Raw genomic sequence first — 20,171 nt, forward strand, 5'->3', positions numbered from 1 at the left:
TAACTGTTAGCAGGCTTAGCGAAAAGGGGAGTTAACCATGTCTGACAATCCAACCATTGCGCTGATTGGGCCTGGCGCAATTGGGACCACCATTGCCGCAGTGCTGCATGACGCCGGGCGCACGCCGCTGCTGTGCGGGCGCACCGCGCACGCGGAATTACGCCTGCGCCACGACGAGGGTGAAACGGTGGTGCCCGGTCCGGTATTAACCGATCCGGCCGTCATCACGTGCCCCGTCGATCTCGTTTTTGTTGCGGTAAAAACGACGCAAAATGCCGACAGCACCGGGTGGCTGCGGGCCCTGTGCGATGAAAATACTGTGGTCTGCGCCCTGCAAAACGGCGTGGAGCAAAAAGCCCAGCTTGAGCCGTGGGTAAACGGCGCGACGGTGCTGCCGTCGGTGGTGTGGTTCCCGGCCCAGCGCGAGCCGGATGCCTCCGTGTGGCTGCGGGCAAAGCCGCGCCTGACGCTGCCGGACGTGCCGCAGGCGCAGCGGGTGGTGGAGGCGCTTCGCGGTACGCGCTGCGCGGTTGAGCTCTCGGCAGATTTCGCCACCGTCGCCTGGCGCAAGCTTCTGCAAAACGCGGTCGCCGGGCTGATGGTGCTTTCCAACCGCCGCGCCGGGATGTTCAGGCGCGAGGATATCAGCGAGCTTGCGCTGGCCTACCTGCGCGAGGGGCTTGCCGTTGCCCGCGCCGAAGGGGCGAAGCTGGACGATGCAGTGGCGCAGGAGATCCTGGCGAACTTCCAGCGTGCGCCTGAGGACCTGGGCACCTCGATCCTGGCCGACCGTCAGGCCGATCGCCCGATGGAGTGGGATATCCGCAACGGCGTGATCCAGCGCTACGGCCTCAAACACGGTATTGCGGTGCCCATCAGCGACGTGGTGGTGCCGCTGCTGGCGGCAGGGAGCGAGGGGCCGGGCTAACGGCCGCTGTTTTTCCGTTCGGCAAAGTAGTGGGCGGGCGTGCTGCCCATCGCTTTTCGGAACATGGTGATAAACGCATTCACGGATTCGTACCCGAGCGTTGTCGCCACGTTCTGGACAGGCACGCCGCTTGCCAGCTCCCGCAGGGCAATAATCAAATGCAGCTGCTGGCGCCATCGCCCGAAGCTCAGCCCGGTTTCGCGCTGCATCAGGCGGGCAAACGAGCGCTCGCTGAGGGCGAGCCGTTTCGCCCAGTCCTTCAGGGTGCTTCTGTCCTCAGGGCGGCTGACCAGCGCGTCCGCCATGGCGCGAATTTTCGGATCGGTTGAGACCGGCAGGCTTAGCTTCTGCTGCGGCATGCTGGCGAGCTCGTCAAGCGTGACCCGGGTCAGCCTCGCGACGTGGCCGTCGGCGGGATAATCCACGCTTTCGCGCGTCAGACGATCGACCAGCTCCTTAATCAGCGGCGAGATCGCCAGCGTGCAGCATTTTTCCGGCAGCGCCGCCGCGCCGGGCTCAATAAACAAATAGTTGAGATGCGCGTTCCAGGTCGCTTTGGCGCTGTGCGGGATCCCGCCGGGGATCCAGACGGCGCAGTCCGGCGGCACGATCCAGATGTCATTCTCCGCGTAACAGCTAACCGCGCCGTATCGGGCAATAATCAGCTGGCCCTTGCGGTGGGTATGCACCGGCACTTCCGCGGCGTAGTCCATGAAGTCCAGATGACGCGCCACCGCCGGGCTGGCGGTAGAGTCGGGGTCATACAGCGTAGTAGCAGGTTGAGGCTTCACGATTCTGGCAACTTTTAGGTATTTTTTGACAGAATAGAGTATTTAAGCGGGTCTGCAAGCCGGTAATAATCCCGGCATGAAAAACATCCTATCTCATTCCGTTCGTCTCCCCGCCGCGCTGCGAAACGATGCGGGCGCGCTGATCTACTCTGCGAAGAGTTTTGCCGCGGCGATGCTGGCTTATTACATTGCGCTGTCGATCGGCCTCGAAAGCCCCTCGTGGGCCATTATTACGGTTTACATCGTGTCGCAGACGTCGGTCGGAGCATCGCTGAGCAGAAGCCTCTACCGGCTGGCCGGTACCGTGGCGGGTTCCAGCGCGACCGTTGTGATTGTGCCTGCCTTCGCGAATACGCCAGTCCTGTGCAGCGTGGTGCTGACGGGCTGGATCGTATTCTGCCTGTGGCTCTCCCTGCTGGAACGCACGCCCCGGGCGTACGCCTTTGTGCTGGCGGGCTACACCGCGAGCCTGATTGGTTTTCCGGCGGTGTCCGATCCCGGCGGCATTTTTAACGTCGCCATCGTCCGCGTGCAGGAGATCGCGATTGGGATTTTCTGCGCGGCGCTGATCCACCGCTACGTGCTGCCCGCGCGCGTATCAGGCCAGTTCAACGCTAAATTATCCCAGACGCTACAGGCCGCGCGCGGGCGGGTGGCGGATACCTTAGCGGGCAAACCCGACGCGGCTTCCGGCCCCCTGCATCTGGCTCTGGCGCTGCAGTTCCTGCAGGGCATCAGCCACCATATTCCCTATGATTTTGCCCTTTCAGCCCCGGTGCGGCAGGCCAGAAAAGCGATTCACGACCGGCTGGCGCGGCTGGTTATCGTCAACTGTGAACTGCACGATCGCCTGCCAGCGATCGGAACCCTGCCCGCCGACGTGCTGGCATTGCTGGGCGACGTTCAGGCCTGGCTGGCCGCTGAAGGCGCTGATGCCAGCAGTACGGCAGAGTCGCTGCGGCTCCGCTGTGCGCTTCTCATCGATCGGTATGCCGCGCAGGCGCAGACGTTTGACGACGCGCTGCAGGTCAGCTTTATCCGCTACCTCTCGGAGGCGATCGCGCTTCTGCAGCAGTGCGAGCGTCTTTCCGGGGCCATCCACCATGCAAAACCCGTATTTGGGGAGATGCAAACCCGCGCGGCGAAAGGCTACGTTTTCCATCGCGATCCTCTTACCGCCGCCCGCACGGCGCTGGGGGCTTTCGCCATCATCCTGAGCGGCTGTCTGGTCTGGATCTTCTCAGCGTGGCCGGATGGCGGTACGGCGGTTTCGATACTCGGCGTCTGCTGCACGCTGTTTGGCAGCTTCGATACCCCGGCGCCGCACATCGTGAAATACATCATTGGCTCGTTCTGGGGCGTGGTCATTAGCCTGTTCTACAGCTTTGCGCTGCTCCCGCTGGTGAGCGATTTCCCGGTGCTGGTGGCGGTGCTTGCCCCGGCGTATCTGCTGGCCGGGTCGCTTCAGGCGCGCCCGCCCACCACGTTTATGGCGATGGGGATCACCCTGACGCTGCCCATTTTGTGCGAGCTGGGGGCTCACTACACCGGAGACTTCGCCGTTGCGGCTAACACCGCTATCGCGCTCTTTGCCGCGACCGGTTTTGCCGTCATCAGCATGAGCCTGCTGCAAACCGTGCAGGCGGATGGCGCCATCACGCGTCTGCTGAACCTCTGCCAGCGCGACATTCGGCGCAGCGTGAAGGGCACGCTGCGGGTTGATGAAACGCACTGGATCAACCTGATGATGGACCGAACCGCCCTGTTGCTGCCGCGCCTGCAGCGCAGCGCGCGCGCGCCGGAGCAGGCGCTCAATCGGCTATTACACGCGCTGCGTCTGGGGCTGTCGGTCATGCATTTACGCCGCAGTAACACACCGTCCGGCAGGGAGGTTGACGCGCTTTTTCATCGGTTAAACGCCGCGGACCGCAACGCCTTGCGCGAACGCATTGCCGCCCTTATCGAGCGCCATCTGCCTGCGGCAGATGAACACTCGCGCCAGTTTGTCTTCAGACTGGTGGATCTGCACTGTGCATTACGGGGGCCAGACCATGGTTAACGATCTCAATATCGGCGGGGTTTTTATTCCGGGGCTGCTGATGGTCGCCCTCGCGGCGCTGGTCTGCACGCTTAGCCTCGTCGCGCTTTTCTCGCTCAGCAGGCTCTACCGGCGCTTGCCGTTTCGCCCGCAGATGGATGTTTCAACCTGGATTGTCACCTTTTTCCTGCTGATGCAGGGTCTGACCGCGTTGGGGTTATTGTCATGAAATCACTGCTCTCTTTACTGGCTCGCTATGCGCTGACCTTAAGCGCGGCTGTGGCGGCCACGCTTCTGGCCTTTATGATGTGGAAACACTACGCGCAAACGCCGTGGACCCGCGACGGCCGCGTGCGGGCGGACGTGGTGCAGATTGCGCCGGACGTCTCCGGGCCGGTCATCAGCGTAGCCGTGCGGGACAACCAGTGGGTGAACCGGGGCGATGTGCTTTACACCATCGATCCGCGCTGGCTTAAGCTGGCGGTGGCCAGCGCGCAGGCTGATGTGGAATCGAAACGCCATGAGATGCTGATGCGCCAGGACGCGGCCCATCGCCGCACGCTGATTAAAAACGCCATCTCGAGCGAGGATTTGCAGCAAACCGGCAGCGCGGCGAACGTCGCGGCGGCCAATTATCACGGCGCGCTGGCCGCGCTGGATCTGGCAGAGCTGAATCTGGCGCACGCCACCGTGCGCGCGCCGGTTTCGGGGTACGTCACGCACCTGCGGCTTCGCCCCGGAGACTACGCGACGGCGGGGGAGACGAAGGTCGCCATCGTCGATGCGCACAGCTTCTGGGTGGTGGGGTACTTTGAGGAGACCAAGCTGCGCCATATTCGCGTCGAGGATGCCGCGCAGGTGGTGCTGATGGGCTACGAGCCGGTCATCGCGGGGCACGTGGAAAGCATCGGGCATGGGATCGGGGACAGCAACGACGAGACGGGCGGGCTGGGTCTGCCCGACGTCGAGCCCACCTTTAGCTGGGTGCGGTTGGCGCAGCGCGTGCCGGTGCGCATTCATATCGACAGGCTGCCGGAGGGCGTTGAGCTGGTGGCGGGGCTGTCGGCGAGCGTGGCGGTGGGGCGGTAGATAAGGATTGAAGCGACTATTCCTCGCCTACAAAATTATCGGCTTCAGGAGAGTAATGCTGATAAACGCATGCGAGCTTATGCCCGTCAGGATCGCGCAGATAGGCAACATAAAAGTCGGGGCCGTACGCGCTTCGCGTACCAGGCTCGCCTTCATCCGTTCCTCCCGCAAGGAGGCCAGCTGCATGGAACCGTCTGACAAGATCCGCGTTATCTGCACTGAATGCGAACATTGTCCCGTTTCCCGCCGTAGCGGGCTGCTGGTCAAAAGGAGGACAAATACAGAAGCTGAACCCCTCGCCGGGATTATTTTCATCTCCCAACATTGCCCAGCTTTCAGTCCAGGCCTGCAGACGCGAGTAGCCGAGAACGTTAAAAACTGCGTCATAAAAATTCACGGAGCGCTGAAAGTCGTTTGTACCTACTGTGATATAAGCCAGCATCTTATGACTCCCGTCCTTCAATATTCGATTTAACAGCCTTCAGCATCCTTTTACGGATCCAGCCGCTACCCGCCCGTATTATCAGCCAGTAAGCCGACATTTTTAGCCGAGTGCGTCTGTCAGGACAAAAGATGAATGTTTCCGTAGAGAGCTCATACTTGCCTGGCACCAGCTCCGTTACCTTGTAGCGCAACAACAGTTTCGCGCTGCCCGGCGCGGCTGGGGTCTGAAAAGCAATGGCATCCGGCACGTTTTCCAGACCGAAATCCGAACGCCAGAATTGTCCTCTTAAGCCGTAACAGATTTCTGATGCTGAATTTTTCAAAAGGGTAAAACTGTGCAAACCAAAGTTGCCGATCGACTGTGGCTTCTGGTTGCGCAGAAATTTTTGCGGTATTTGACGCAATGACATTAACCGCCGAATCACGGCATCTTGCCGGACGTCAAAGCTGGCAATCATTGGCAGAATATTTTCAGGACGGCTTGTGTGAATGACCGTTAGGTGTTTTTCATGAAACTGGAACTGGGGGAGAAAAGCGGGAACATCCTGCCACTGAGCAAGCGCTTTGCGGGTAACGAATCCAGGGTTTAGCATCTCTCTTCCTTGTCATCCCTTGCGTCCTGCCAGAGTAACAGATGGTGTGTCGCAGGCAATTACCAGGAAAAGAGAGGGCAACAGGGAAGTAAGTGTAACGAGCCGGTTGGGTTAATAACGTTCGCTTATTCACGAATGGAGAAGCTCAGCGATTTCTTTGCGCTTTCTTGTTGCCCATTCAGGTTTGATAGAGAGCATTAAACTGTATTGCCTTCTGAAGTAAACCTCTCTAAATTCTCGTTCAGATGAATGGCTTGCTGCATACGTTGAGGCCATCCCCGCCACGGCACTCTCCACAAACCAATACAGAATTTCATCGTCACTGAGCGTTGCTTTTCGCTGTATCTCAAGGCCTCTTTCACTGACGATAAAATGATATTCTTTGCCATGAATTTCAAGATAGGGAGTTGCAGCCCCATCGGGTTGGTCAGGGATAAAGAAGTAATGGTTTGGCCTTGTCCCTCCGCCTAATAGCTCACCTATTCTTAGAAGCTCGTTTCGTAGTTCTTCAATTGTTTTCATAAACAGCTCTTTGTTCTTGTATGTAAACGACTTATTATCGTGGATTGGGTACAAAGCGCCTGCTCTCGATCACTTCCCCACAAATGCACTCACCGGCAAATTAAAACGCTTCGCCAGCGCACGCATATGAAGCTCCGGAGATTCGTTCACGCGAATGCTTGATTAGGAAATTTTCTGGTTGCCGCATTGAAAGACGCTCTTAAGACTATGTGCATCCTTGCCCCTTGTTTCCGGGCTGGAAACATTATAGGTGTGATTGGTGGGTAGACAATGTGGCAACATTTGCGAAGTGCAGTTTTCATATGCTCGTGATGCCGGCACTCATTTAATGAGTGCTAACATTGTATGAGGTGACTGTGAATGATATGTCCGATTTGTGCCAGAAGCGGACATAGGGGAGCCTCCTCTTCAACGTTAGCTATGCGTATTCTATCCTTTAAATGCATATATTTTAAGACGCCAATAGCATAATTCACTTGAATATCATGGAGTTAATAAGGTTCTTTGCCTGTTGGAGGGATAAAAAAAGCTGATGCCTTATGAAACATTTTAATAATGACTCAATCTCGCGCACTTCGTAATGACCTTTATTTAGGGATGAGATATAACGAGCTTCGAAAATAATTAACATTCTTGTAACGTTGTTGAGGTTAAGCATATGAAGCAAGTTGGCATCGTCGGTTGGCGAGGAATGGTCGGTTCTGTTTTGTTGCAGCGGATGCTGGATGAAAATGATTTTAAGGACATTTCTGCGCATTTTTACAGTACCTCCAACGTAGGGGCTGCGGGACCTGTCATCGATGGCATAAGCTATACGCTCAAAGATGCGTACTCCATTGATGCTCTTGCGGAAATGGACATCATAATAACGTGTCAGGGCGGCGATTATACTAAAGCGGTTTATCAGGCATTGATTGCTCATGGTTGGGAGGGCTACTGGATTGATGCGGCATCAGCGCTGCGGATGGATGAAAGAGCCTGCATTATTCTCGATCCCGTGAATCGCACCCATATCGATCGTGCCGTCAAAGAAGGTATTAAGCTCTTTGTCGGTGGTAATTGTTCGATCACGCTTAGTCTGATGGGGCTCGCCGGGCTGATAAAGGCAGATCTCATTGAATGGATGAGCGTGATGACCTATCAGTCCGCATCGGGGGCCGGTGCTCAGTATGTACGGGAATTAATTACGCAATGCGCCTATATAAGCAGCCATTTGTCCGCCGATGAACTGGCATCGTCAGGTTCAGTACTTCCGTTAGTCAATAAGGTCAGTGAACTGATTAATAGCGCTGAAATGCCGACTCAGAACTTCGGCGCGCCTTTAATGGGTAGCATCATTCCATGGATTGATAGCGATTTAGGCGATGGCAACAGCCGTGAAGAGTGGAAGGGTGAGGAAGAAACGAACAAAATCCTTGGTCTTTCTCCCGGAACGATCCCGGTAAACGGTTTGTGTATACGGGTCGGCGTGATCCGCTGCCACAGTGCTGCCATAACCCTGAAGCTCAAGCGAGAAGTTAGCGAAGCGGAATTTGCAGATTTAGTGGCGCATGCTCATCCCTGGGTTAACTATGTGCCTAATAACAAGGAGGAGAGTGTCAGCAAATTGACACCTGCCTATATCAGCGGTTCGCTCCAGGTGGGCATTGGCCGTTATAAGAAAATGTCGCTGAACAATGACCCGATTTATTCGGTTTTAACGGTAGGTGATCAGCTCTTGTGGGGCGCGGCCGAACCTTTGCGCCGTATGTTAAATATTCTGCTCGGCAGAGTTTGATTCATTTTATGCAGACCAAAGCACCTACTCGGTAGGTGCTATTGTTATGTGGCGTCGCGTTATATTGTGCTCCGCAGCAAATTTGATGAGCATAGATGGCTTACTTCATCGTCCGCTCTTCGCTCTTAACGGACATTCATCAAGCAACGTTGTTCTTTGCATAAGACCGAAATCTTACTTCTTACTCAGCAGCATTCCGGCCTCCTGCTACTTAACTCAGTGCGCCGTAATATACGGCTCCTTCACAAACTCAGCCAGCAGCCAGACCATATCATGCAGTAGCCCGACGAGTTCTTTCGCCACGCTCGCAGACAGTGTCCCGCCCATCACCGCCAGCGTTAACGCCACAGCATAATCCACTTGCAGCGTCGTCTCCTGCCAGCAGTCCGGCACGCAGGAGGTCATCTTTTCCCCTGCAATCAATTGTTCAACCAGATACGAAGGCAGTTCGGCATCGCAGCATTCCCGCAGCCGCTTCAGCGCAGCCAGCAATCGCTTGCAGAGTGTGGCAAACGTCACCGCGTCGTCAGTTTCCACCAGCACGCTAACGTACGCAGTGCAGGCGTCAGCCAGTTCAAAGAGATCCGCAGAATCGGGAAGTTGTAAGTGGAGAAGGTGATAAACAGCGCTTTCTTCAGTAAGCGCGTAAGAAAATCCAGGGATAGTAGCCATAAGGCATCCTCTTTATGCAAAAAAATATTAACCGCCCGATGAGTTCCTACGCTCAGAGGGGGTAGCGCTGACGGAGGTAGGAATACCGTGCATAAAGAAAAACGGCCAGCCTTTCGACTGCTCCGTCAGCGCCACCGTGATTCTAACGGGATATGCGCTGTCGCGACAAAAAATATCGCTTTATGCTAACGGGTTCCTACGCCCGGTTACGGATGGGCCGCAACGCAGTCACTTTACGACCGTGAAGAAAGGATGAAAAGGGATGCCCCTGAATTACATAAGGTTGCTTGCAGGTTTGCGAGGCGGCTTCCAGAAGGGTATTGCCGGGTGGCGGCGACGCCTTACCCGGCCTACAACAACCACCAACCAAACCGACCGCTACCCCTCGCTCATCATCGCCAGAAACCGCTTCACCGTCCGCGAGCGTTCAAAGCGCCGCCAGCAGAGCGCGATATCGGTATAAAGCTCTGGCGAGCTCAGCGAGTGATAGGTGACATTCGGCGGTGAAATGGCCGCCATGGATTTCGGCACCAGCGCGAACCCGCCGCCCGCGGAAACCATGCTCAGGGAGGAGGAAAGCTGCGACGACTGCAGCGCGTGCTGCACGTCAATCCCGGCCCGTTCGCAGCAGCCGTGAACCCGTTCGTACAGCCCCGGCGCGACCTCCTGCGGGAACAGCACCACCGGTGTATCCCGAAGCTGCTCTAACGCCAGCGAATCACACGCCGCCAGCGGATGCTCGCGATGCAGCGCCACCACCATCGGCTCCCGGTCGAGGATTTTTAACTCGAACGCCTTGCTGCTCTCGCAGGGCAGGCGCACGAAGGCGATATCCAGTTCACCCTCCGCCAGCATCGTCGTCAGCGACGACATATTGGCTTCCACCTGGTGAACCTGCACCGCCATGTTCTGCACCTGAAACTGGCGGATCAGCGCGAAAATTTTGGGATGAAATGCGTCGGAGCTGGTAATGCCAATCGACAGGTTGCCGTTCAGCCCGCGCGCGATGCCGCGGGCTTTTTCCAGCGCGGCGTCGCTCAGCGCCAGGATCTTGCAGGCGTCCTCGTAGAAGGCTTCTCCCGCCTCGGTCAGCTCTACGCCCCGCGTCAGGCGTCTGAACAGCGGCGTGCCGACTTCCTCTTCGAGCCGTTTGATCTGCTGACTCAGAGGAGGCTGTGAAATACCCAGCGCTTCGGCCGCCCTGGTGAAGTGTCGCTCGCGTGCAACCGCGACAAAATACCGCAGATAACGAAGTTCCATATCTAAAACGTCTCAAACCAGCATGGTTTCTATATTGGAACTCTCTGCTGAATCGGGTCAACATTTATTTAACCTTTCTAAATAAAGTTGAAGAGGACGAGCACGATGATGCATTCATCTGCCTGCGACTGTGAGGCAAGCCTGTGCGAGACCCTGCGCGGGTTCTCCGCCCAGCATCCTGACAGCGTGATCTACCAGACATCGCTAATGAGCGCCCTGCTAAGCGGCGTGTACGAAGGAGAGACCACCATCGCCGATCTGCTGGCACACGGTGATTTTGGTCTGGGCACCTTCAACGAGCTGGACGGTGAAATGATTGCCTTCAGCAGCCAGGTGTACCAGCTGCGCGCCGACGGCAGCGCCCGGGCCGCGAAGCCGGAGCAGAAAACGCCGTTCGCGGTGATGACCTGGTTCCAGCCGCAGTACCGTAAAACCTTCGATGCGCCGGTCAGCCGTCAGCAGATCCACGACGTCATCGACCAGCAGATCCCCTCCGATAACCTGTTCTGCGCGCTGCGCATCGACGGCAACTTCCGTCACGCCCACACCCGCACCGTACCGCGCCAGAAGCCGCCGTACCGCGCGATGACCGACGTGCTGGACGACCAGCCGGTGTTCCGCTTTAACCAGCGCGAAGGGGTGCTGGTCGGGTTCCGCACGCCGCAGCACATGCAGGGCATTAACGTGGCCGGCTATCACGAGCATTTCATCACCGACGACCGTCAGGGCGGGGGTCATCTGCTCGACTACCAGCTGGAGAGCGGCGTACTCACCTTCGGCGAAATTCACAAGCTGATGATTGACCTGCCCGCCGACAGCGCGTTCTTACAGGCCAACCTTCACCCCAGCAATCTTGATGCAGCGATCCGTTCCGTCGAAAACTAACAGGAGAACTACCGTGAACAGTGAGAAACAGTCACGTCAGTGGGCGCACGGCGCCGATATGGTTGTCGGCCAGCTGGAAGCGCAGGGCGTGAAGCAGGTGTTTGGGATCCCGGGTGCGAAAATCGACAAGGTCTTTGACTCCCTGCTGGACTCCTCCATCGAGATTATTCCGGTGCGCCACGAAGCGAACGCGGCGTTTATGGCGGCGGCGGTAGGGCGTCTGACCGGCAAGGCCGGGGTAGCGCTGGTCACCTCCGGGCCGGGCTGTTCTAACCTGATCACCGGCATCGCCACCGCCAACAGCGAAGGCGACCCGGTGGTGGCGCTGGGCGGGGCGGTGAAGCGGGCGGATAAAGCCAAGCTGGTACACCAGAGCATGGATACCGTCGCCATGTTCAGCCCGGTCACCAAATACGCCGTGGAGGTCAGTTCACCGGACGCGATTGCCGAGGTGGTTTCCAACGCGTTTCGCGCCGCCGAGCACGGCAGGCCGGGGGGCGCGTTCGTCAGCCTGCCGCAGGATATCGTCGACCAGCCCGCGACGGGGGCCATTTTACCCGCCAGCGGCCCGGCGCTGATGGGCCCGGCACCGGAGTCAGCGATTAACGACGTGGCGAAGCTTATCGAAAACGCCAAAAATCCGGTCATTTTACTCGGCCTGATGGCCAGCCAGCCCGCGAACAGCGCCGCGCTGCGCAAGCTGCTGGAAAAAAGCCGCATTCCGGTGACCAGCACCTATCAGGCCGCCGGGGCGGTAAACCAGGAACACTTCACCCGCTTCGCCGGCCGCGTCGGCCTGTTCAATAACCAGGCGGGCGATCGGCTGCTGCATCTGGCGGACCTGATTATCTGCATCGGCTACAGCCCGGTGGAGTACGAGCCGTCCATGTGGAACAGCGGCGACGCTACGCTGGTGCACATCGATGTGCTGCCTGCCTATGAAGAGCGTAACTACGTGCCGGATCTGGAGCTGGTGGGGGACATCGCCGAAACGCTGAACCTGCTCGCTAACCGCATCGATCGTAAGCTCGAGCTGAGCCAGCGGGCCTCCGAAATTCTGGTCGATCGCCAGCATCAGCGCGATCTGCTCGACCGCCGCGGCGCCTCGCTTAACCAGTTTGCCCTGCACCCGCTGCGCATCGTGCGCGCCATGCAGGACATCGTGAATAACGACGTGACGCTCACCGTTGATATGGGCAGCTTCCACATCTGGATCGCCCGCTACCTCTACAGCTTCCGGGCGCGTCAGGTGATGATCTCCAACGGTCAGCAGACCATGGGCGTTGCTCTGCCGTGGGCGATTGGCGCGTGGCTGGTGAACCCGGGCCGCAAGGTGGTTTCAGTCTCCGGCGACGGCGGCTTCCTGCAGTCAAGCATGGAGCTGGAAACCGCGGTGCGCCTCAACGCTAACGTGCTGCACATCATCTGGGTGGATAACGGCTACAACATGGTTGCCATTCAGGAAGAGAAAAAATACCAGCGTCTTTCCGGCGTCGAGTTCGGCCCGGTCGATTTCAAAGTCTATGCCGACGCCTTCGGTGCGAAAGGCTTTGCCGTGGAGAGCGCCGAGGCGCTTGAGCCGACGCTGCGTGCGGCGATGGATGTGGATGGCCCGGCCGTGGTGGCCATTCCCGTCGACTACAGCGATAACCCGCTGCTGATGGGCCAGCTCCATCTCAGCCAGATTTTGTGACTCACGATAAGGACAGAGAAATGCAAAAAGTTGCTCTCGTAACCGGCTCAGGCCAGGGGATTGGTAAAGCGATCGCGCTTCGCCTGGTGAAAGACGGTTTTGCCGTCGCCATCGCCGACTATAACGTTGAGACGGCAAGAGCCGTCGCCGATGAAATCATCCGTAACGGCGGCAACGCCGTCGCCGTGAAGGTCGATGTCTCTGACCGCGAACAGGTGTTTGCGGCGGTGGAGAAAGCGCGCACCACGCTGGGCGGCTTTAACGTGATCGTGAATAACGCCGGGATTGCGCCGTCTACCCCCATAGAATCCATCACGCCGGACATTGTCGACAAGGTTTACAACATTAACGTGAAAGGGGTGATCTGGGGGATCCAGGCCGCGATTGACGCCTTCCGCAAAGAGGGGCACGGCGGCAAGATCATCAACGCCTGCTCCCAGGCGGGCCACACCGGCAACCCGGAGCTGGCGGTCTACAGTTCCAGCAAGTTCGCGGTGCGCGGCTTAACCCAGACCGCTGCACGGGATCTCGCGCCGCTGGGGATCACCGTTAACGCCTACTGCCCTGGCATCGTCAAAACGCCGATGTGGGCGGAAATCGACCGTCAGGTCTCCGAGGCGGCGGGTAAACCGCTCGGCTATGGGACCGAAACCTTTGCCAAACGCATTACGCTTGGCCGCCTGTCCGAGCCGGAAGATGTCGCCGCCTGCGTTTCATACCTGGCAGGCCCGGACTCCGACTACATGACCGGCCAGTCTCTGCTCATCGATGGTGGGATGGTGTTTAATTAAATTCTAATAAGCTCTGACATGAGTTTTCCCCTGCCCCCGTGCAGGGGCTTTTTTTTGTCTCCTCCGTCATTGTGCATTACACTGCGCGCTGCAAAACTTTAGTCATTACGATCTGACAGGCGGTAACAGCGATGAACGGTACAATCACAACGTGGTTTAAAGATAAAGGCTTTGGATTTATCAAAGATGAAAACGGCGACAACCGCTATTTTCATGTGATTAAGGTCGCGAACCCCGATCTGATTAAGAAAGATGCCGCGGTGACCTTCGAGCCGACCACCAACAACAAAGGACTTTCCGCCTATGCGGTGAAGGTGATCCCCGAAAGCAAACATCTCTTTATTGCTGGCGAGCGCGTGAAGCTCTCCTCGATCAAATCCTTCGTGGTGTTTAACGAAGAAGAGCCGGCTGATACCAAAATCGACAAAGAGAACGCGGTGCTGTCGGTGGGGCTGCTGATGAACAGCATCAAGCCGAAATCCGAGAAAAAGCCGGGCGAAATGCGCACGGTGAAGAAGCTGGCGATCACCACCTTCCAGAATACGACGCTGATCTTCACCGAAGATGAGATCGACATCGACGCCACGGTGAAGCTGCTTAAGTAACGTTTTGCCGGGTGGCGGCGACGCTTACCCGGCTTGCAAAACCCGCGCGGCGCTCGCCGCCGGGCATATACGAAACATATCTACGCGGCACGAAACGTAGGCCCGGTAAGCGCAGCGCCACCGGGCACCGCCGCGCGCACTTACCTACCCCATCCTGTGCTCACCCCGTAACATCGCCTCGCGGTCAAACACCCTCTGGATCTCCCCGTGCGCCATAAACGCCGCCCGGTCGGACATATGCGCAATCACGTCCGCATCGTGGCTCACCAGCAGGTAGGTCATGCCGTGCTCGGCCTTCAGGCGGTTGAGCAGGTTCAAAATTTCCGCCTGCACGGACATATCCAGCGCCGAAGTCGGCTCGTCCAGCAGCAGAAGCTGCGGGCGCAGCAGCAGCGCGCGGGCAATCGCCACGCGCTGGCGCTGGCCGCCGGAAAGCTGGTGCGGATAACGCCTGCCCGCATCGGCGAAAAGCCCCACCTGCTGCAGCGCATCCGCCACCTTTTCCGCAACCTGCGTTTCGCCGTGGATGCTTAACGGCTCCGACAGGGTGCGCGCAACGGTGTGGTTTGGGTGCAGCGACGCCCACGGATCCTGAAACACCATCTGCACGTTGCGGCGAAGCTCGCCTTCAAAACGGCGCCCTGGCCGTAGCGCCTCTCCCAGGATCGAAATGCGGCCGTTCCACTCGCGCTGCAATCCCGCCAGCACGCGCAGAATAGTCGATTTCCCGCAGCCGGATTCGCCAATCAGGCTGAACGTCTCGCCTCTCTCAATACTAAAGCTGGCGGCGGAGACCGCCGTTTTTTCCCCGAAGGTGACCTGCACCTGGTTAACCTCAACGAGCGCCATCGTTGGCCTCCTTCCACGGCTGTGAACGGTCGAGCGTCGGCAGCATCTGTCCATAAGTATGGGCGTCTGGACGACAGGTCCACAGGGTTTGCGTGTACGGATGCGTCGCCTGCGGGAGCTGGCTCGCCGTCATCTCATCCACCTTTTCGCCCTGATACATCACCAGCACGCGGTCACAGTGCTCCGCCACCAGCGGCAGATCGTGGCTGATTAACAGCATCGCCATCTGGCGTTCTTCGCACTGCTGCACCAGCAGCTCGAGGATCTGGTTGCGCAGGCGCGCATCCAGCGCGGAGGTCGGTTCGTCGGCAATCAGCACCTGCGGGTTGTTGATCAGCGCAATCGCGATCATCACCCGCTGGCCCATGCCCCCGGAGAGTTCGCCGGGATAACGCTGGAGGACATGTTCGTTGAGCCCGACGGCGCGGATGATGTCGTGAATGCGCGCCAGGCGCTCGGCGCGGGGCAGGCGCTGGTGCAGGGTCAGCGCCTCATCAAGCTGAGCGGCGACGTTTTGCGCCGGATTCAGCGCGTAGCGCGGGTCCTGCAGGACCATAGCAATCCCGTTGCCGCGCAGCGCCTGCCAGCGGCGGGTGCTCTGGGTCAGCAGGTCGTTGCCGAGCACGTTAAGCCGGTTCGCGCTCACGATGCCGGGCTTACGCACCAGTCCCATCAGGGCGCGGGCGGACATTGATTTGCCCGAGCCGGATTCCCCCACCAGCGCCAGCCGCTCGTTGCCCAGCGTGAAGCTGAGGTTGTTGACCACGCGCGCGGCGGGGTAGTCGATATTCAGCGCATCGACGATGACGAGTTGTTCAGTCATGCTGCGGCTCCAGTACGTCGCGCAGGCCGTCGCCCAGCAGGTTAAAGGCCAGGCTGGCAAACAGAATCGCCCCGCCCGGAATGGCGGCTATCCACCACTGGTCGAAAATCACCTGCATACCGTCGGCAATCATCGCGCCCCATTCGGCCATCGGCGGACGCGCGCCAAGACCGAGGAAGCCCAGCCCGGCGGCCGCCAGAATAATCCCCGCAAGATCCAGCGCCAGCCGCACAATCGCGGACGGCAGGCACAGGGGCAGAATATGGCCGACCAGCAGGCGCGGGCCGCGAATGCCCATCATCTCGGCGGCGGCGAGGTAGTCGCTGTGGCGCAGACGCTGGATCTCGCTCCGCGCCTGCCGCGCGTAGGCGGGCCAGGTGGTTAAGGCCAGCGCCAGCGCGCCGTTGACCAGCCCCGGGCCAAGCATCGCCACAAACGCGAAGGCGAGGATCAGACGCGGCATCGACATTACCACGTCGGTAAAACGCATCAGGATGCGCTCCAGCCAGCCGCCGTAGTAGCCGGACAAAATCCCCACCAGCAGCCCGGCGGGAAGGGTGATTACGGTAACTAACGCCACCAGCCCGAGCGCCGGGCGGGTACCGTAAATCAGGCGCGAAAGCAGGTCGCGCCCGTAGCTGTCGGTGCCCAGCCAGTGCTGGCTGTTCGGTGCCTGCAGGCGCGCGGCGGCGTCCTGCCAGTTCGGATCAAGCGGTGCCAGCCAGGGCGCGAACAGGGCGATAACCCCCAGCAGCGCGATGGCTACCAGCCCGCAAAACGCAGCAGGGGAGCGGCGCAGGCGGCGTAAGAAGAGATAAAACGGCATCAGCGCACCCTGGGATCGGTCGCCCGCACAAGCAGGTCGGTAAGGTTATTAATGAGTACAAAGCAGACGCCAATCAGCAGCGTGCCGCCCATGACGGCGGTGGTATCTCCGGCGAACAGGGCGGTGGTGAGGTAGCGCCCGATCCCCGGCCAGGAGAAGACGGTTTCGGTTAATACCGCACCTTCCAGCATGCTGGTGTAGGCGAGAGCGATTACCGTCAGCAGGGTACCGCGAATGTTCGGCAGCACGTGGCGCAGCAGAATGGTCATCTCCCCGGCGCCCTTGGCGCGGGCAAGCAGGATGTACTCTTTGTTCATTTCGCTCAGGCAGGCGGAACGCGTCAGACGCGTGATGCTCGCCAGCGAGTAATAGGCCAGCAGCAGCACCGGCAGCACCAGGTGGCTGAGGGCGTTGCGGAACGCCTCGCGGTCGCCGGAAAGCCAGGTATCCACCAGCGCAAAGCCGGTGCGCGGCTCGACGGTGAACTGCCAGATATCGTCCAGCCTGCCGGGACCCGCGCTCCACTGCAGCTTCGCGTAGAACAGGGCCAGCATCAGCAGGCCGAGCCAGAAAATCGGTACCGAGTTGCCGAGCAGGGTTAGCGTTCTGATGGCGAGATCGAGCGGCGAACCGGCGTAGCGGGCGCACAGCACTCCGGCAATCACGCCGAGCACGGCGCCGATGATTAACGCCAGCGTGGCCAGCTCCAGCGTGGCGGGGAACGCGTGCAGCAGGTCCTGCAGCACCGGTTGCCCGGTGGCGCTGGCGGTGCCTAAATCACCGTGGGCGAGGTTTTGCAGGTAGTGCCAGAACTGCACGGGCAGGGGACGATCCAGCCCAAGCTGGTGGCGAACCTGATCGTAGGTTGACTGGCTGGCGTGATCGCCGACGATCTGCAGCACGCGATCGACAGGTGAAAACGCTGAGAGCGCAAACGTGACGAGCAGCAGCCCGAAGAGCGTGAGCAGCAGGGTCAGCAGACCCTGAAGCACGCGGGTGGAAAGATGTGGCATGGGAAATCTCTTCATGCCGGGTGGCGGCTTCGCCTTACCCGGCCTACAAAAACTGAAAATAAGCACGGACGGCCCCCTCTCCCACGGGAGAAGGAGAAGGGCTACTTCGTGACGCGGTCGTACCAGACCATATCCGCGTTCAGCCCCTGCTGATACCCCTTCACGTTATCGCGCACCACGATCTGGGTTTTGCCCTGATCGACGAACACGTACGGCGAGCTCTGCTGCAGCTGCTCCTGCATCTTCTTGTACAGATCCAGACGCTTCGCCGGATCCGGCTCGGCTACCGCCGCCAGCGTGGCTTTGTTCAGCTCCGGGATTTTCCAGCCGTTCAGCCCGGCCACGGTGCTGGATTTACCGTCGTTCCACGCGAAGGCGCTGGCGTTAGAGTGCGCGTCGAAGTAGTCCGGGATCCACAGACGAATCGCCGCCTGATGCTGCTTCGCGCGCACGCGGGCATAGACCTGGCTCCCGGCGGCAGGCAGCAAATCGACCTTCACGCCACCCTGAGCAAAGCTCGCCTGCATCGACTGGGCGATGGTGATAAACGGCGGCTTGTTCTCCACGTCCAGCGTGAAGTGCGCGTCTTTAATACCCGCTTTGGCGAGAATGGCTTTCGCTTTTGCCGGGTCAAACTTAAAAGGGTTGTCTTCCAGCGCGCCCGGCAGGCCGACCGGCAGGAAGCTCTGATGAACAAAGTACTGGCCTTTCAGCAGATTTTTGGTGATGCCTTCATAATCGACCAGCCAGCGCGAGGCTTCCCAGAACGCCGGGTTGTTCAGCAGCGGGTTGGCGCTGTTGCCGGTGTTAAACACCAGGTAATTTTGCTCGGCGGACGGAATGCTCAGCACCTTAACGCCCGGCTTGCCGTCCAGGGCGCTTATCTGATCTGCTCCGAGATCGCGCGCCACGTCCGCATCACCCTGCTGGATCAGCAGGCGGCGTGAGGCCGGATCGGGGACGTTTTTAATGATGATGCTTTTGAGCTTCGGCGCGCCGCCGGGTGCCGATTCGTTAGCTTCCAGCACGATGGCCTGATGCGGCTGATAGACGCGCATTTTGAACGCGCCGCTGCCCGCGGAGTGCATTTTCAGCCACGCGTTGCCGAAGTCGTTATCCTTCACGTTTGCCGCAACCTGCTTTTCATCGACGATGGAGGCAATCGGCGTGGAGAGAATATTCAGCGCCACCGACGGGCTAACGTCCGCCGTCCAGTGAAGCTGGAGGGTATGATCGTCCACCTTTTTCAGCTGGCTGGCGATGTTGCTCGCGTCCCAGCCCAGCACGTTCAGAATAAAGGCCGGGGATTTGTTCAGCGTCACGGCGCGGGTGTAAGAGAAAATCACGTCTTCCGGGCGCAGCGGGTTGCCGGAGGCGAATCTGGCATCGGGCTTAAGTTTGATCGTCAGCGTTTTTGCTGCCGCGTCCGCTTCCCAGCTTTCTGCCAGAATCGGGGTGATTTTTTCCGGGTTATCGCGGTCCGGCTGTACCAGACGCTGATACAGGCTCGGCACGGTCTGGATGCTGGAAAGCTCGTTGGCTTCGGCCGGGTCGAGGCTCACGATGTCATCCAGCCCCTGGGCAACAACCAGCGTGTTGGGCGGAGTAGCGGCGTGGACAACGCCTGAGAGCGCAGCCAGCACCAGTAACGGCAACAGTTTTTTCGTCATAGCGATCCCTGAGAAGAATATATTGTGATTGTTTTATGCTCCGCTACGTTAGGTCGACTCTGACATTCCGCAAAGTCGAAATTCAGCTTTGCTTATATCTTGCGGGAATATCGCATGCGCTCGGGCTATTAAAATACGCTGCTTTTCGCCCGCTTTTTAACCTGCTATAACAAACTCCTTACCTTTCAGGGAGTCACCGCCGTGCCCGAAATCAATCAACATGGTCAAACCGTTAACGATATCGTTCCGGACTGGAGAGGCGCGCGCGTATTAACCCGCACGCCGCTGTTCGGCCAGTATTGCCGCCTGGAGCCGCTGGATGCCGATCGCCACGCGGCCGATCTCTATGAGGCCTACGCGCTGGGCGACGACAGCGACTGGACGTGGCTTGCCAGCACGCAGCCAGCGAGCGTGGAAGCCACCGCCCACTGGATCGTGGCTAAGGTGATGGACGATGAGCTGGTGCCGTTTGCCGTCATTGATTTACGCACCGAACGCGCGGTGGGGCTGGTGAGCTATATGGCTAACGAGCGGCTGCTGGGGTCGGTGGAAATTGGTCACGTGACCTGGTCGCGCAGGATGAAAGGAACCCGGATGGGCACCGAAACGGTGTGGCTGCTGCTGAAAAATGCGTTTGAGCACGGCTACCGGCGCGTCGAGTGGAAGTGCGATTCCATGAACATTGCGTCGCGCAGCGCGGCGGAGCGGCTGGGGTTTGTCTGGGAAGGACGCCTGCGCCAGAAGCTGGTGCGCAAAGGGCGCAACCGCGACAGCGATATGCTTTCTATTATTGACGGCGAGTGGCCGCAAAGAGACGCCGAGCTGCGCGCCTGGCTGGCGGCGGAGAATTTTGACGGGGAAGGGCGGCAGATTAAGCGGCTTGAGGCGTTTCGGTTATAAGT

22 protein-coding genes are annotated in these 20,171 nt (G+C 59.1%); 10 read left to right on the forward strand and 12 right to left on the reverse strand.

All coding sequences use genetic code 11. From position 1 onward, the window contains the following. Positions 1–37 precede the first annotated feature (37 nt). Entirely contained in the window at positions 38–928 is an 891-nt protein-coding gene (locus ADJ24_RS11075; RefSeq protein ID WP_023310670.1) for an oxidoreductase, read from the forward strand. Here ADJ24_RS11075 and ADJ24_RS11080 read toward each other — a convergent pair. Next, positions 925–1,719, reverse strand: a complete 795-nt coding sequence (locus ADJ24_RS11080; RefSeq protein ID WP_023310671.1) for an AraC family transcriptional regulator — start codon at positions 1,717–1,719, stop codon at positions 925–927. The genes ADJ24_RS11075 and ADJ24_RS11080 overlap by 4 nt on opposite strands. 76 nt (positions 1,720–1,795) lie before the next feature. Here ADJ24_RS11080 and ADJ24_RS11085 point away from each other — a divergent pair, with 76 nt between their 5' ends. From ADJ24_RS11085 to ADJ24_RS11095, 3 genes are read left to right on the forward strand one after another with little or no spacing between them, the layout of a single operon-like run. Next, entirely contained in the window at positions 1,796–3,778 is a 1,983-nt protein-coding gene (locus tag ADJ24_RS11085; protein WP_023310672.1) for an FUSC family protein, read from the forward strand. Beyond that, positions 3,771–3,986 (forward strand): DUF1656 domain-containing protein, encoded by a 216-nt coding sequence (locus ADJ24_RS11090; RefSeq protein WP_032668092.1) that lies wholly within the window; start codon positions 3,771–3,773, stop codon positions 3,984–3,986. The genes ADJ24_RS11085 and ADJ24_RS11090 overlap by 8 nt, the downstream gene beginning before the upstream one ends. After that, positions 3,983–4,846: an HlyD family secretion protein gene (locus tag ADJ24_RS11095; protein ID WP_023310674.1), complete on the forward strand. Its 864-nt coding sequence runs from the start codon at positions 3,983–3,985 to the stop codon at positions 4,844–4,846. The genes ADJ24_RS11090 and ADJ24_RS11095 overlap by 4 nt, the downstream gene beginning before the upstream one ends. Before the next feature lie 16 nt (positions 4,847–4,862). Here the strand turns inward: ADJ24_RS11095 and ADJ24_RS11100 are convergent, their stop codons facing one another. The 3 genes from ADJ24_RS11100 to ADJ24_RS11110 all read right to left on the reverse strand — a co-directional run bounded on the left by ADJ24_RS11100 (position 4,863) and on the right by ADJ24_RS11110 (position 6,405). After that, positions 4,863–5,288, reverse strand: coding sequence for a VOC family protein (locus ADJ24_RS11100; RefSeq protein WP_023310675.1), 426 nt, complete (start codon positions 5,286–5,288; stop codon positions 4,863–4,865). Position 5,289: 1 nt separating this feature from the next. Beyond that, positions 5,290–5,883 (reverse strand): hypothetical protein, encoded by a 594-nt coding sequence (locus ADJ24_RS11105; protein ID WP_023310676.1) that lies wholly within the window; start codon positions 5,881–5,883, stop codon positions 5,290–5,292. A 129-nt stretch (positions 5,884–6,012) separates the two neighbouring features. Beyond that, entirely contained in the window at positions 6,013–6,405 is a 393-nt protein-coding gene (locus tag ADJ24_RS11110; RefSeq protein ID WP_032668310.1) for an Imm63 family immunity protein, read from the reverse strand. 658 nt (positions 6,406–7,063) lie between these two features. Here ADJ24_RS11110 and asd point away from each other — a divergent pair. Then, positions 7,064–8,182, forward strand: coding sequence for an aspartate-semialdehyde dehydrogenase (asd, locus tag ADJ24_RS11115; protein ID WP_023310677.1), 1,119 nt, complete (start codon positions 7,064–7,066; stop codon positions 8,180–8,182). Positions 8,183–8,398: 216 nt separating this feature from the next. Here the strand turns inward: asd and ADJ24_RS11120 are convergent, their stop codons facing one another. From ADJ24_RS11120 to ADJ24_RS11125, 3 genes are all read right to left on the reverse strand, one after another. Next, the gene (locus tag ADJ24_RS11120; RefSeq protein ID WP_023310678.1) at positions 8,399–8,854 is read right to left on the reverse strand and encodes a hypothetical protein; all 456 of its coding nucleotides are present in this window, start codon (positions 8,852–8,854) and stop codon (positions 8,399–8,401) included. A gap of 27 nt (positions 8,855–8,881) precedes the next feature. Further along, the gene (locus tag ADJ24_RS25810; protein ID WP_157843337.1) at positions 8,882–8,989 is read right to left on the reverse strand and encodes an ash family protein; all 108 of its coding nucleotides are present in this window, start codon (positions 8,987–8,989) and stop codon (positions 8,882–8,884) included. A gap of 243 nt (positions 8,990–9,232) precedes the next feature. Further along, positions 9,233–10,114: a LysR family transcriptional regulator gene (locus tag ADJ24_RS11125; RefSeq protein WP_023310679.1), complete on the reverse strand. Its 882-nt coding sequence runs from the start codon at positions 10,112–10,114 to the stop codon at positions 9,233–9,235. Positions 10,115–10,219: 105 nt separating this feature from the next. Between ADJ24_RS11125 and budA the strand changes: the two genes are divergently transcribed. The 4 genes from budA to ADJ24_RS11145 all read left to right on the forward strand — a co-directional run bounded on the left by budA (position 10,220) and on the right by ADJ24_RS11145 (position 14,088). Then, positions 10,220–10,999 (forward strand): acetolactate decarboxylase, encoded by a 780-nt coding sequence (gene budA / locus ADJ24_RS11130; RefSeq protein WP_023310680.1) that lies wholly within the window; start codon positions 10,220–10,222, stop codon positions 10,997–10,999. Further along, positions 10,971–12,692, forward strand: coding sequence for an acetolactate synthase AlsS (gene alsS / locus ADJ24_RS11135; RefSeq protein ID WP_205422081.1), 1,722 nt, complete (start codon positions 10,971–10,973; stop codon positions 12,690–12,692). Before budA ends, alsS begins: the two co-directional genes overlap by 29 nt. Before the next feature lie 20 nt (positions 12,693–12,712). After that, entirely contained in the window at positions 12,713–13,483 is a 771-nt protein-coding gene (locus tag ADJ24_RS11140) for a (S)-acetoin forming diacetyl reductase (protein ID WP_023310682.1), read from the forward strand. A gap of 131 nt (positions 13,484–13,614) precedes the next feature. After that, positions 13,615–14,088 (forward strand): cold-shock protein, encoded by a 474-nt coding sequence (locus ADJ24_RS11145; protein WP_023310683.1) that lies wholly within the window; start codon positions 13,615–13,617, stop codon positions 14,086–14,088. A 144-nt stretch (positions 14,089–14,232) separates the two neighbouring features. Here the strand turns inward: ADJ24_RS11145 and ADJ24_RS11150 are convergent, their stop codons facing one another. From ADJ24_RS11150 to ADJ24_RS11170, 5 genes are all read right to left on the reverse strand, one after another. Then, positions 14,233–14,937: an ABC transporter ATP-binding protein gene (locus ADJ24_RS11150; protein WP_048702456.1), complete on the reverse strand. Its 705-nt coding sequence runs from the start codon at positions 14,935–14,937 to the stop codon at positions 14,233–14,235. Beyond that, the gene (locus ADJ24_RS11155) at positions 14,924–15,760 is read right to left on the reverse strand and encodes an ABC transporter ATP-binding protein (RefSeq protein ID WP_023310685.1); all 837 of its coding nucleotides are present in this window, start codon (positions 15,758–15,760) and stop codon (positions 14,924–14,926) included. Before ADJ24_RS11155 ends, ADJ24_RS11150 begins: the two co-directional genes overlap by 14 nt. Further along, a complete protein-coding gene (locus ADJ24_RS11160; RefSeq protein ID WP_023310686.1) occupies positions 15,753–16,586 on the reverse strand; it encodes an ABC transporter permease in 834 nt (277 codons plus the stop codon). The genes ADJ24_RS11155 and ADJ24_RS11160 overlap by 8 nt, the downstream gene beginning before the upstream one ends. Continuing rightward, the gene (locus ADJ24_RS11165) at positions 16,586–17,599 is read right to left on the reverse strand and encodes an ABC transporter permease (RefSeq protein WP_023310687.1); all 1,014 of its coding nucleotides are present in this window, start codon (positions 17,597–17,599) and stop codon (positions 16,586–16,588) included. The genes ADJ24_RS11160 and ADJ24_RS11165 overlap by 1 nt, the downstream gene beginning before the upstream one ends. Positions 17,600–17,700: 101 nt before the next feature. Continuing rightward, positions 17,701–19,269, reverse strand: coding sequence for an ABC transporter substrate-binding protein (locus ADJ24_RS11170; protein ID WP_023310688.1), 1,569 nt, complete (start codon positions 19,267–19,269; stop codon positions 17,701–17,703). Between the two features lie 201 nt (positions 19,270–19,470). Between ADJ24_RS11170 and ADJ24_RS11175 the strand changes: the two genes are divergently transcribed. Beyond that, a complete protein-coding gene (locus ADJ24_RS11175; RefSeq protein ID WP_023310689.1) occupies positions 19,471–20,169 on the forward strand; it encodes a GNAT family N-acetyltransferase in 699 nt (232 codons plus the stop codon). The last annotated feature ends 2 nt before the right edge of the window (positions 20,170–20,171 follow it).

The sequence above is a fragment of the Enterobacter sp. 940_PEND genome, from assembly GCF_001059415.1.
GTDB lineage: Bacteria > Pseudomonadota > Gammaproteobacteria > Enterobacterales > Enterobacteriaceae > Enterobacter > Enterobacter cloacae_M.